Origin of the sequence: Microbacterium sp. 2216-1 (genome assembly GCF_046507855.1) — a bacterium.
Taxonomy (GTDB): Bacteria; Actinomycetota; Actinomycetes; order Actinomycetales; family Microbacteriaceae; genus Microbacterium; species Microbacterium esteraromaticum_C.
Genome location: NZ_JBKFTM010000005.1, coordinates 144,970 through 157,650, shown reverse-complemented (window position 1 = coordinate 157,650; position 12,681 = coordinate 144,970). Strand labels below are relative to the sequence as shown.

At 68.9% G+C, this 12,681-nt stretch carries 8 protein-coding genes; 5 read left to right on the top strand and 3 right to left on the bottom strand.

The window, feature by feature from the left end; genetic code table 11:
* The first annotated feature begins 10 nt into the window (after positions 1–10).
* The gene (locus tag ACLD0U_RS13650; RefSeq protein WP_410340939.1) at positions 11–1,327 is read left to right on the top strand and encodes a glutamate-1-semialdehyde 2,1-aminomutase; all 1,317 of its coding nucleotides are present in this window, start codon (positions 11–13) and stop codon (positions 1,325–1,327) included.
* 224 nt (positions 1,328–1,551) lie between these two features.
* Positions 1,552–1,998 carry a hypothetical protein gene (locus ACLD0U_RS13645; protein ID WP_179409788.1) on the top strand — a complete coding sequence of 149 codons (447 nt, stop codon included), beginning with the start codon at positions 1,552–1,554 and terminating at the stop codon, positions 1,996–1,998.
* Positions 1,999–2,017: 19 nt separating this feature from the next.
* On the opposite strand, the gene ACLD0U_RS13640 is transcribed toward ACLD0U_RS13645, so the two are convergent.
* Positions 2,018–4,285 carry an ATP-binding cassette domain-containing protein gene (locus tag ACLD0U_RS13640; RefSeq protein ID WP_410340938.1) on the bottom strand — a complete coding sequence of 756 codons (2,268 nt, stop codon included), beginning with the start codon at positions 4,283–4,285 and terminating at the stop codon, positions 2,018–2,020.
* 136 nt (positions 4,286–4,421) lie between these two features.
* Between ACLD0U_RS13640 and ACLD0U_RS13635 the strand changes: the two genes are divergently transcribed.
* Positions 4,422–5,480, top strand: a complete 1,059-nt coding sequence (locus ACLD0U_RS13635) for an enoyl-CoA hydratase/isomerase family protein (protein WP_206551056.1) — start codon at positions 4,422–4,424, stop codon at positions 5,478–5,480.
* A gap of 118 nt (positions 5,481–5,598) precedes the next feature.
* Here ACLD0U_RS13635 and ACLD0U_RS13630 read toward each other — a convergent pair whose 3' ends face one another.
* Positions 5,599–6,816, bottom strand: a complete 1,218-nt coding sequence (locus ACLD0U_RS13630; RefSeq protein ID WP_410340937.1) for a glycosyltransferase family 4 protein — start codon at positions 6,814–6,816, stop codon at positions 5,599–5,601.
* Between the two features lie 136 nt (positions 6,817–6,952).
* Here ACLD0U_RS13630 and ACLD0U_RS13625 point away from each other — a divergent pair, with 136 nt between their 5' ends.
* Entirely contained in the window at positions 6,953–8,680 is a 1,728-nt protein-coding gene (locus ACLD0U_RS13625) for an ABC transporter transmembrane domain-containing protein (protein WP_206821534.1), read from the top strand.
* Complete coding sequence (locus tag ACLD0U_RS13620) at positions 8,677–10,812, top strand: ABC transporter ATP-binding protein (protein ID WP_224818065.1); 2,136 nt, start codon at positions 8,677–8,679, stop codon at positions 10,810–10,812. Before ACLD0U_RS13625 ends, ACLD0U_RS13620 begins: the two co-directional genes overlap by 4 nt.
* A 94-nt stretch (positions 10,813–10,906) precedes the next feature.
* Here ACLD0U_RS13620 and ACLD0U_RS13615 read toward each other — a convergent pair whose 3' ends face one another.
* Complete coding sequence (locus ACLD0U_RS13615) at positions 10,907–12,679, bottom strand: D-alanyl-D-alanine carboxypeptidase family protein (protein WP_410340936.1); 1,773 nt, start codon at positions 12,677–12,679, stop codon at positions 10,907–10,909.
* Positions 12,680–12,681 lie beyond the last annotated feature (2 nt).

Here is a 12,681-nt window from a genome sequence, read left to right as displayed (position 1 = left end):
GCTGGAGATCATGAGCGACCGCAATGACTCCCTGTTCGACGCCGCCCGTGCCGTGATTCCCGGGGGCGTGAACTCGCCGGTACGCGCATACGGCTCTGTCGGCGGGACGCCGCGATTCCTGGCATCCGCCTCCGGCGCGACGGTGACCGACGCCGCCGGCCGCACCTACCTCGACCTCGTCGCCTCATGGGGGCCCGCGCTGCTCGGCCACGCGCACCCCGAGGTCGTCGACGCGGTGCAGCAGGCCGCGACGCGGGGGCTGTCGTTCGGCGCACCCACCGAAGGTGAGGTCGAACTCGCCCAGCTGATCTCCGAGCGCGTGCGTCACGGTGACGCGCGTCCGGTCGAGCGCGTGCGCCTGGTGTCAACGGGCACCGAGGCGACGATGACGGCCATCCGCCTCGCCCGCGGAGCCACCGGCCGCGATCTGCTGGTGAAGTTCGCCGGCCACTACCACGGTCACTCCGACGGCCTGCTGGCCGCCGCCGGTTCGGGCGTCGCGACGCTCGCGCTGCCCGGGTCCGCGGGTGTGCCGGCCCCGATCGCCGCGCAGACCCTCGTCATCGACTACAACGACCCTGACGCGCTGGCGGCGGTCTTCGCCGAGCACGGCGACCGCATCGCCGCGGTGATCGTCGAGGCCGCCTCGGCCAACATGGGCGTCGTGCCCCCGCTGCCGGGCTTCAACCGTCTGATCGCCGAGACCGCGCATGCGCACGGTGCCCTGATGATCCTCGATGAGGTGCTCACCGGTTTCCGGGTGCACCCCGCCGGGTTCTGGGGTCTGCAGCAGGAGGCCGGCGAGACCTACCAGCCCGACATCATCACCTTCGGCAAGGTCGTCGGCGGGGGTATGCCGCTCGCCGCGCTCGGTGGTCGCACCGAGGTGATGGATCTGCTCGCTCCGGTGGGACCCGTCTATCAGGCGGGCACGCTGTCGGGGAACCCGCTGTCGGTCGCCGCAGGGCTCACCACATTGCGACTGGCGACGCCCGAGGTGTACGCCGGTATCGACCGGGCAGCCGAGCGTCTGGCATCCGCTCTCGATGCCGCGCTGACGGACGCCGGCGTCGTGCACAGCGTGCCGCGCGCCGGAAACCTGTTCGGTGTCGCCTTCGCCGCCGACGTGCCGCGCGACTACGCGCAGGCTCAGGCGCAGGAGTCGTTCCGTTATGCCCCGTTCTTCCACGCGATGCGCGAGCAGGGCGTGGCGCTGCCGCCGAGCGTGTTCGAGGCGTGGTTCCTCACCGCGGCGCACGGCGAGCAGGAACTCGCCGCGATCGAGGCTGCGCTGCCGGCCGCCGCGGCCGCTGCCGCTTCGGCCTGAGTGTCGTCCAGCCCGCGCGGGTCTCGCGCGGGTGGTGTCGTCGTTCGGGTGGTGTCGGAAATCCCAGAGCGGATGCCGGTGACTCGGCGTGTCATGGCGCGACGCGCCGACGGGCGATCACATCGTCTGGGATTTCCGACGTTGTGGATGGCCACAGAAGTATCGTTGCGGTCCTGTGAGCAAGTCGCCAGCATCCGACCGGACTGCGCTGGCACACTGGAGACATGGTGACGTTGCTGTTGGATCAGACACGACTGGAAGTCGTGCTGTCCCCGATCGAGCGGGCGTCGACGTTCCACCGCGACAATGTGCGCGTCGAGCGCGAGCACATCACGAAGGTGCAGCTGACGGAGGACGCCTGGACCTGGATGCGCGGAGTGCCGGGACCGGGCACGTACATTCCCGGCATCCTGGCCGCGGGCACCTGGAAGGGCGCGGGTACGACCGATTTCGTGCTGATCCGCCGCCGGCGTCCGAGTGTCGTGATCGATCTCGACGGTGACCCGCAGTACCAGCGGCTGATCCTCACCACCCGACACGGGCTGGCGCTCACCCAGGCACTGCGCCTGGATGTCACCGAGCATCCCGAGGACGTCGTCGACATCGCCTCGACGGCGCCGATCCCCACGCTGAAGCCTCAGCGTCCGGTCATCCGCCCGCGCCCCGCCTGAGCAGGGCACGCGGCGGCTGTCAGTCGCGAGCGTTCTCGTCGCGGTCCGTGTCTGCGGCCTGGTCGTCCTGTGCGGAGTCGGTCTGCTCGGAGTCGGTCTGCTCGGAGTCGGTCTGTTCCGGCTGCTCGGCTTCAGCAGCGGCCCCGGCCTGCTCGGCCGCGTGGGCACTGGCGCGGATATCGGCCCGCGTGTAGGGGTAATCCGGCGCCGGGCCATCGAAGAACCGGCTGGCCGCTGACGACAGTGAGGTGCGCATCGCGGCGAGACGCGGGTCGTCCTCGTCGTCATCGACGGTCGAGTCGTCATCGTCGTCGTGCAGCACCGACAGAGCCTCGACCGAGATCGCTTCGGTCGCGGGTGCGGCTTCGTCGGCCGAGTCGGCCGGGATTCCCGTGATCAGCTCGGTGAACGACGTCACCGTGGGCGACGGCGGCAGCGAGACCGCTTCGGTCGCCAGGGGCAGAACGCCGGGAACCTCAGCGTCGGTCTCATCGGATGCTGTCGCATCGGCCGTGCGCGGAGCCCACGCCACCGTGATGTCGATCTCGTCGATGATCTCGGTGACCACCGGTGCGGCGTCGGCGTTCGGCTCACCGTCTGCCTGCACGTGCTCGTCGGTGCGCTCTGCTTCGTCAGCCGGCGCCTCGTCAGCCGGCGCCTCGTCATCGGTGGTGTCGCTCTCATCGGCAGCGGCGGTCTCTGCGACCGGATCATGCTCGTCGTGCGGTTCGGGCGCGGTCTCGTCAGACGTGGCGTCGTCGCTCGGAGCGGCGTCTTCTGCGGTAGAGCCCTCGGCCGGCAGCGGCTCGTGGTGCGCAGCGTCGGCAACGGGTGCCGCGTCGCCGAACAGCGCGCTGACCGTCGCAGAGATGTCTTCGGCAGGGGACGATTCGTCGGCTGAAGCCGGCGCTGCGTCGTCGACGGCCGTGGTCTCGCCCGTGACCGGCTGCTCATCGATCACAGGAGTTTCGAGCCCGGTCGCCTCTGTGTCGTCGCTGTGCGTCGCGGCATCCTCGCCTACGGCGGCGTCGGTGCCGGTTGCCTCGGCCTCGGCCTCGGACGCGTCCTCGGCCACACCAGCGTCGGCGGCTGTGCCCTCGATCGGTGCGGCATCGTCACCGACGGTCTCGGTCTCCTCGGCGGGTGCCTCATCCGCAGCATCCGCCGCTTCAGCAGCATCCGATTCGGAGTCCTCCGGGCGCACGATGTCGATCGGCGCGGTGCCGTACCCGACGCCGGCCGCGGCGACGACGCCGCCGTCGGCGATCACGGCGGCCGCTCCGGCGAGCGGTACCCCACCCGCGACCAGTGCGGCGTCGCCGACCGGGTCAGCGGAGTTCTCGGGGGCGTGCGCGACGGGGTTCGCGACCTGATCCAGGCGCGGGCTGTCGGCGCGGCGCCCGTAGACGAGGTCGAGGAAGACCTCTTCCAGGCTCGGGCCGCGCTGCTGGAGCGTGCTCAAGGCGATGCCGGCCTCGGCGGCGAGGGCGCCGACGCGGGCGGCATCCGAATCGCGCACCGTGACGCCCGAGCGCAACAGATCGAAGCTCAGTCCGGCCGTGGTCAGCGCCGTCACCAGCGCGGCGCGGTCGGTGGCATCCACGACCACGGCGCCGCCGGAAGGATCGGCGAGCTCATCCATGCTGCCCGAGAAGACCGCGCGTCCGCGCGAGAGCACCACGACGTTGTCGGCGACCTGTTCGATCTCGCTGAGCACGTGCGAAGACACGAGCACGGTGCGTCCCTCGTCGGCGAGGCGGCGCATCAGCAGGCGCATCCAGCGGATGCCCTCGGGGTCGAGTCCGTTCGCGGGCTCGTCGAGCACCAGCACGCCGGGGTCGCCGAGCAGCGCGGTCGCGACGGCCAGGCGCTGGCGCATTCCCAGGGAGTAGCTGCCCAGACGTGTGTCGGCGTCATCCTGCAGTCCGACGAGGCGCAGCACCTCTTCGACGCGTTCGACGGGGATTCCGTTGGCCTTGGCCGCGATCAGCAGGTGGCGCATCGCCGAGCGGCGCGGACGGTACGCGGACTCTTCGAGGACCGCGCCGACGGTGCGCAGCGGCTGGCGCAGGTCGGAATAGGGGACGCCGCCGATCGTGGCCGTGCCGGAGGTCGGTTTGATCTGGCCCAGCATGATCCGCAGCGAGGTGGTCTTGCCGGCACCGTTCGGTCCGAGGAACCCGGTCACAACTCCCGGTTCGACGCGCACGGAGAGCTCTGAGACCGCGGTCACCGTGTTGAAACGCTTGGTGACGCCGGTGAACTCAAGCACCTGTCCTTCAGGCATGGTGATTCCCCCTGTTGTCTGCCAGTTCATCCCATCTTCGCGGAAATCCTGCAGAATCGACGGCTCACCTGCCGGGAAACGCCCATCCCGCACCGGAAAATGCGTGCGGAACGCGAAGCCGAGTAGCCTGACGATCGTGACAGACGTCGAAGAAGCCACCGTCCTCGTGCGCACCGAGAACTCCCTGGGGCGCATCACCCTGAACCGTCCGCGGGCGATCAACGCCCTCGACCTGGGCATGATCGAGCAGATTACGGCGGCCCTGACCGCCTGGATCGACGACAGCGATGTGCAGACCGTTCTCATCGACGGCTCGGGTGATCGCGGTCTGTGCGCCGGCGGCGATGTGCGTGCGCTGTACGATCAGATCGTGTCGGGTCACGCCGACCGGGTGGCCGACTTCTTCCGTGCCGAGTACGCCATGAACGCGCTCATCGCCGAGTACCCGAAGCCGGTCGTCGTCTTCGCCGACGGCATCACGATGGGCGGCGGTATCGGCTTGGCCGGCCACGCCGCCGTGCGGGTCGTCACCGAACGGTCGCGCCTCGCGATGCCCGAGACGCGCATCGGCTTCACCCCCGACGTCGGCGGCACGTGGCTGCTGGGCCGCGCTCCGGGACGCATGGGTGAGTACTTCGGGCTCACCGGGCGCAGCATGAACGGGGCGGATGCCATCCACCTCGGGTTCGCGGATCACTTCGTGCCGTCCGAGAACCTCGACGCCGTGCGCGACGCGCTTGCGCACCGCGCCGACCCTGGCACACCGAATGAACTGGTGCTGCTGTTCGATGAGACCCCCGAGCCGTCGTCGCTGCCCGATGACCGGGCGTGGGTCGACGAGGCATTCTCGGCCGACACTGTCGGTGAGATCGTCGAGCGCCTGCGCGCATCGGATGCCCCGGGGGCAGCATCCGCCCTCGCGACGCTCGAAGAGCTCTCGCCCACCGGACTCGCCGTCACGCTCGACGCGGTGCGCGAAGCACGCACGATGAGCGGCGTGCGTGAGGCACTGGTCGGCGAGTACCGCCGAGTGATGTGGTTCGCCCACCACCACCCCGACCTGGTCGAGGGCATCCGCGCGCAGCTCGTCGACAAGGATCGTCAGCCGAAGTGGCAGCCCGCGACGATCGCTGAGCTGGCGGATGCCGCGGGCGCGGGGGCGCGCGAGTTCGTTCCGGAGACACCGCTGTTCTGAGCTGAGCCGCGTACGGTTGGCGGGAGGAATGCACAACTGGCGGGCGAAACGCCGATGAATCCACCGCCCACCGTTCAATCTCCCGCCATCCGTACCTGCCGGCGGGGCGAGAGTCGCGTCAGACCGAGGCGATGAGCTGCTGCAGACGCGCGACGTGCGCGGCCGGCTGGCGCTCGTCGGCGTAGGCCACGGCGGCCTCGCGGTGCGCGGCGAGCACACCGCGGTCCGCTTCCAGGCGCAGGATCAGATCGGCCAGCCCGGCGGCATCCGGGGTTGGCGTGCCCAGCGCGGCGTCGCCGAACTCCGTCGCCAGCACCGGATCGCTGACGATGACGGGGCGCCCATGCGCGAAGGCCTCCAGAGCGACCATGGGCTGGTTGTCGAACCCGTGCGAGGTGATCAGTGCGGCGTCGGCGGCATCCATCAGCTCGCCCACGCGCTCACCGGGGACGGGGCCGTGGAACTCGACGCCGGGCACGGCTCGCTGTGTGCCGCCGGCCACATCGAGCCGCACACGGCCGGGGCCGAGCCGGTCGACCACGAGACGCATCGCGTCGAGGGCGACGTCGAGGCGCTTCTCGGGCGCGAACCGCGCGACCCACAGCAACCGGAGCGGACCGTCTGCGGACGGGGCGGATGCCAGGCGCAGCGGCTGCGCCACGTTCGAGAACGCCTCAACGCGTCCGGCGCCGGCCTCGCGCAGTGCTTCGGCCTGATGCTTGGAGGGGGAGAGAACGATGTCGGCGCGCTCGGCGACGCGCAGGGTCATTGTGCGCAGCGCGTTGTTGAGCGGGTGGCTGCCGGTGAAGCGCTTGCCCTCGCGGATGCCGGTGAGTGTCGCATGCACCTTCGTCACGATCGGCGCGAACGGCGCGAGAACGGCAGGCGCGCGCCAGAAGAACGTGTGCACCGTGTGCAGTGAGGGGATGCCCGTGCGCGCGGCGACGGCGATCGCGGCGGCGGCCAGCGCGAACTCCGAATGCACGACGACGGCGCCGACGCCGTGTCGACGGATGGTGGCGGCCACGAGCGGCTCGAGTTCACCGGCGCGGCCGAGCAGCGGCAGATCGAGCACCGGGATGGTCCCGCGGCGGGGTGGTGCGATCGTGACGATCGGATGCCGGACGGCATCCGACATCGCGGCGTCCGCCCTGCGCAGGGCGAGGGAGTCGGCATCGGGCGCGAGCACCACCACGCGGACGCCCTCATCTGCCAGCGCCTCGGCCTGTCGCAGGAACGCGGTCTGCGCGCCGCCGAGGTACTGCAGCGAGTAGTCGCACACCATCAGAACCGCGGGTGCGGCCGTCTCGTCGTCGCGCATGTGTTCCCTTCGCATCGCTTCAGCGAGTCTATTCGTGCGTTTCGCTGTCAGCGAAGGTCATCCTCCAGGGGGATACGAATGTCGGTGGATCGTGGCACGCTAACCTGTGGCCCCTTCTCGGCCCCACTGAATCTCGCAAGGAAGTCCGCCTGTGCTGGGAAAAATCCTCGTCCGCTATCTCTCCAGATACCGATGGCTGCTCTTGGGCGTGCTGGTGTTCCAGTTCGCCAGCGCCATGGCATCGCTGTACCTGCCGCGCCTGAACGCCGACATCATCGACAAGGGCGTGGCCCGTGCCGACATCGGCTACATCTGGTCGCACGGCGCCTTCATGCTGACCGTCTCGCTCGGTCAGATCCTCGCCTCGATCATCGCGACGTACTTCGCCGCGAAGGCCGCCATGTCGGTCGGCCGTGACATTCGCGCCGACGTCTTCTCGCGTGTGAGCGGGTTCTCCGAGCGTGAGGTCTCGCAGTTCGGCGCCGGCTCGCTGATCACCCGCAACACCAACGACGTGCAGCAGGTGCAGATGCTGGCGATGATGGGCGCGACGATGTTCGTGACCGCGCCGCTGCTGGCCATCGGCGGCATCATCATGGCGGTGCAGACCGATGTCGGCCTGAGCTGGCTGATCGCCGTGTCGGTTCCCGTGCTGCTCGTCGTCGCCGTGCTGATCATCAGCCGCATGGTGCCGCTGTTCCGCGCGAACCAGAGCAAGCTCGACACCGTCAACCGCATCATGCGCGAGCAACTCACGGGTGTGCGCGTCGTGCGTGCCTTCGTGCGCGAGCGCATCGAAGAGCAGCGGTTCCGTCTCGCGAACACCGACCTGATGGTGCTGGGCCGCAAGATCGGCTCGCTGTTCGTGCTGCTGTTCCCGCTGTTCATGCTGATCCTCAACGTCACCGTGGTCGCGGTGATCTGGTTCGGCGGCATCGAGATCAACCAGGGCGGTGTCGAGGTCGGCACCCTGTTCGCGTTCATGCAGTACATCGGCCAGATCATGATGGGCGTGATCATGTCGAGCTTCATGGCGATGATGATCCCGCGCGCTGCGGTCTCGGCCGAGCGCGTCGGTGAGGTGCTCGACGCCGAGGCGTCGATGACCCGCCCCGAGAACGGCACCACCGAGTTCCCCGAGCCCGGGGCCGTCGTCTTCGACGACGTCGAGTTCACCTACCCCGGCGCCGAGGCGCCCGTGCTCAGCGGCATCAGCTTCGGCGCGGCGCCCGGCGAGACCGTGGCGATCATCGGGTCGACCGGCTCGGGCAAGACCACCCTGGTCTCGCTCATCCCTCGACTGTTCGACGTCACCGGCGGTGCCGTGCGCGTCGGCGGTGTCGACGTGAGAGAGGCTGACGTCGACGCGCTCTGGCAGGACATCGGTCTGGTGCCGCAGCGTCCGTTCCTGTTCACCGGCACGGTGGCATCCAACCTGCGCTACGGCCGTGAGGACGCGACCGACGAGGAACTCTGGAAGGCTCTCGAGATCGCTCAGGGGCGTGACTTCGTCGAAGAGATGCCCGAGGGGCTCGAATCGCGCATCGCCCAGGGCGGCACAAACGTCTCAGGTGGTCAGCGGCAGCGCCTCGCGATCGCCAGGGCGATCGTGCATCAGCCGAAGGTGCTCGTGTTCGACGACTCGTTCTCGGCGCTCGACCTGACCACGGATGCCCGGCTGCGTCAGGCGCTGTGGCGCGAGCTGCCGGACGTGACCAAGATCGTCGTCGCGCAGCGCGTGTCGACCATCACCGATGCCGACCGCATCGTCGTGATCGAAGACGGCGCACTCGCCGGCGTCGGCACCCACGACGAGTTGCTCGCCAGCAGCGAGACATATCGAGAGATCGTCGATTCGCAGCTGGGGGTGGACGCATGAGCGACGCGAAAGACACCGCGATGACGTCCACCGAAGCAACCGACGCGACCGGCGACGAGGCCTACGAGGCCGAACTCGCCGAGCAGGCGCGCCTCGACGGCGGCGGATGGGACGGCCCGGCCGCGGGCAAGGCCGACAACTTCGGCAAGAGCTTCGCCCGCATGATCGGATTGCTCAAGCCGTCGGCAGTCTGGTTCGTCTTCGTCTCATTCCTCGGTGCGATCGGCGTCGTGCTCGCCGTGATCGCCCCGAAGGTGCTCGGCGAGGCGACCAACATCGTCTACGAGGGCTTCGTCTCGAACATGCTCGCCGCCGGAATGGGCGGCGCACCCGGCTTCCCACCGGGCACCAGCAAGGATCAGGTCGTCGAGGCGCTGCGCGCCGCCGGCCAGGACGACTTCGCCAACATGGTCGGAGCGATGGCCGACTTCCAGGTCGGCGACGGCGTCGACTTCGAGCGCCTGCGCTGGATCATCATCGCGGTGATGGCGATCTACATCGTCGCCGCGCTGCTGAGCTGGATCCAGGGCTACGTGATCAACGTGATCATGGTGCGCACCATGTGGCGCCTGCGTGAGAGCGTCGAGGCGAAGATCAACCGCCTGCCGCTGTCGTACTTCGACAAGGTGCAACGCGGCGAGCTGATCTCGCGCGTCACCAACGACATCGACAACATCACCCAGACGATGCAGCAGTCGCTGTCGGGGGCGCTCACCTCGGTGCTGACCGTGATCGGTGTGCTGATCATGATGTTCTCGATCTCGTGGCAGCTGGCGCTGGTCGCGCTGATCTCGCTGCCGCTGATGGGCATCATCTTCGGTGTCATCGGGCCGCGCTCGCAGAAGGCCTTCGGCATGCAGTGGCGCAAGGTCGGCAGGCTCAACGCCCGGGTCGAGGAGTCGTTCTCGGGCCACGCACTGGTCAAGGTGTTCGGCCGCGAGCAGGACGCCCTCGACAAGTTCCAAGCCGAGAACGAAGAGCTGTTCCAGGCGAGCTTCAAGGCGCAGTTCCTGTCGGGCATCATCATGCCCGCGATGACCTTCGTCGGAAACCTCACCTACGTCGGCATCGCAGTGCTCGGCGGACTGATGGTCGCCAGTGGAAACCTGCGGCTGGGCGACGTGCAGGCGTTCATCCAGTACTCGCAGCAGTTCAGCCAGCCGCTGAGCGAACTGGGCGGCATGGCCGCGGTCGTGCAGTCGGGAACCGCCTCTGCCGAGCGCGTGTTCAACTTCCTCGACGCGGACGAGCAGGATCCCGACGACGAGGACGCCCCGACGGTGACCGACGGGCACGGCGTGATCGAGTTCGAGCACGTCGCGTTCTCGTACACCCCCGACCGACCGCTGATCACCGACCTGTCGTTCCGGGTCGAACCCGGGCAGACCGTCGCCATCGTCGGCCCGACCGGCGCCGGGAAGACGACGCTGGTGAACCTCATCATGCGGTTCTACGAGCTCGACTCCGGGCGCATCCTGCTCGACGGGCAGGACATCGCGCAGATGACGCGTGACGACCTGCGCGGCCGCACGGGCATGGTGCTGCAGGATCCGTGGCTGTTCGGCGGCAGCATCCGTGAGAACATCCGCTACGGCAACGCGTCGGCGTCCGATGACGAGATCGTCGCGGCCGCCGAGGCGACGTACGTCGACCGCTTCGTGCACTCGCTCCCCGAGGGTTACGAGACCGTGCTCGATGAGGACGCCTCGAATGTGTCGGCCGGTGAGCGGCAGCTGATCACGATCGCACGGGCCTTCGTCGCACAGCCGTCGATCCTCATCCTCGACGAGGCGACCAGCGCGGTCGACACCCGTACCGAGGTGCTGCTGCAGCACGCCATGGCGGCACTGCGCGAGGGACGCACCTCGTTCGTGATCGCGCACCGTCTGTCGACGATCCGCGATGCCGACTTGATCCTGGTGATGGAGCACGGCGACATCGTCGAGCAGGGCGACCATGAGCAGCTGATCGCGCAGCAGGGCGCCTACTGGCGCCTGTACCAGTCGCAGTTCGAGCAGGCCGCGACCGATATCGACGCCGAAGAGGCCATGACCGGATCGATCCCCGTGATCGTCACCGGCGATGCCGCGGAGGACGTCGAAGTCGGCGCAGCCGAGGCCCGCCAGGACTGACTCGTCGAGCCTCAACGCGAGAGCGCCCGCCCCGGGAATCGGGGCGGGCGCTCTCGTCTCAGTGCTGGGCTCAGTTCCAGTCCCAGCGCATGCGTCAGTCGATACCGAACAGCGCCATCGGGTGCGTCAGACGCCACCAGATGCTCGGCGGCGCGACCTCATCGGCGAGCGAGACCGACGTTTCGGCGGTTCCGGTCGGGCCATCGACGGTGAGCGTGCCCACCACGGTGCCGGTCTGCGTGGCATCCCCGAGATCGAGTTCGGTGTCGGCGGTGGCCGTCGCGCCATTCCACAGCACGACCTGGGCGTCAGCATCCGTCACGATCTCGACGCGACCGCCCCACTCGGTGGTGACGTGTCCGACCACGCTGCCGGCCGGTACAGCGACGGGCTGCTCGGCGAGCGACTTCTCGACCTCGGCGAACAGCTGCCGCGTCACGGCGAGGCGGGTGTCATCGTCGTCCTGGCCGAGCACCGAGGCGTAGACGCGCACCGTCGTGCCGCCGACGGGCACGTCCTTGGCCGTCAGCAGGTTCCAGTGCGACAGGGTGCCGGTCTTGATGCCCACCACACCGGCATCCTCGAGCATGCCGTTGGTGTTCTCGACCGTGCCGGCGCCGGGGATCTCCGCCGAACGCGTCGCGACGATCTCGGCGACCACCGGGTTCTTCATGGCCAACTGACCCAGCTTGGTCAGATCTGCGGGCGAAGCCGTGTTGAACTCGCTGAAGCCGGAGGGTGAGGCGAGAGTGATCCCACCGAGGCCGTGATCGCTCAACCATTCCTCGGATGCCTGCGAGAACGCCCAGTCCGAGCCCCAGATCTCGTCCGACAGGCGGTCGGTGTAGTTGTTGGCCGAGCCGAGCAGAATGCCCTGCAGCATCTGGTACTGGGTCAGCGTGCCGCCCACCGGCACATCGAGCGCCGACTGGTTCAGGTTGCGGTACTGCCAGTACTCCAGCGTGTCGCCGTAGTCGAAGGCGAAGCTCGGTCCCTCCTCGCCGGGCTCCAGCGGCAGCTCGTCGAGGATCATCAGTACCGTGGCGACCTTCGTGATGCTGGCGATCTCGTCGCGCTCGGTCGTCGATGAGGCGGGCCCGATTCCCTCTACCGCGACGGCGGCGCTGCCGGTTTCCGGCCAGGTGAGCGCTGCCGCTTCTGCCGGCGCGATCTCTGTCTTCACGGCGGCCGCTGCAGGAGCGACCGCGTCGAGCGGCCACAGCAGAGTCGAGGCGACGTATGCGCCGCACAGGGTTCCGACGATCCCGAGGGGGATCAGTACTCCCGGGCGTCGCCAGCTCGGCGCCAGATGTGCGCCGTCGAAGAGGTCGGGCGTGCTCCGGGGTTCCGGCAGCGACTCAGCCTTCAACGTCGCGGTATCGAGCCAGGTCAGTGCGGTCGGCGGCCGCTTTTCATCCGCCCAAGCCGTTTGCGGCGCAGAGGCCCCGTCCGCAGCATCCGAACCGACGGCCGTGCCGCTGGGCTCGCTGGCGTCGGGAGAGAGCACCGGGTTCTCGCGCGTCGGAGCATCGTCATCGTCGAAGGCGCTGAGGAATGCCGGCTCCGGGTCGTTCTCGACGGCGTCCACAGCGACAGTATCGACGGCATACGCGGCGAAACCGGTATCCCACGACGGGGCGGAAGCCCGCGTGTCGCCCAGGGGTGGCGCGTCTGAGAAGCGTTCGGCGTCGTCGACGGCGTCGTCGTTCGGGGCGGGCACGTCATCAATGACGGTGTTGTCAGGAGTGCGCAGTGTGTCACCGAATGCGGGCAACGGAGCACGAGAGGACTCCGTCGTCTGCGGGTGGGCACGCTCGCGCAGTTCACGGCGCGTGGCGGGGCGCGTGGACTCGGGGGAGGTGGTCACCC

Coding starts and splice junctions, on each gene's coding strand:
- ACLD0U_RS13650 (WP_410340939.1), top strand. CDS start 11: ATGAGCGACCGCAATGACTCCCTGTTCGACGCCGCCCGTGCCGTGATT.
- ACLD0U_RS13645 (WP_179409788.1), top strand. CDS start 1,552: ATGGTGACGTTGCTGTTGGATCAGACACGACTGGAAGTCGTGCTGTCC.
- ACLD0U_RS13640 (WP_410340938.1), bottom strand. CDS start 4,285: ATGCCTGAAGGACAGGTGCTTGAGTTCACCGGCGTCACCAAGCGTTTC.
- ACLD0U_RS13630 (WP_410340937.1), bottom strand. CDS start 6,816: ATGCGAAGGGAACACATGCGCGACGACGAGACGGCCGCACCCGCGGTT.
- ACLD0U_RS13620 (WP_224818065.1), top strand. CDS start 8,677: ATGAGCGACGCGAAAGACACCGCGATGACGTCCACCGAAGCAACCGAC.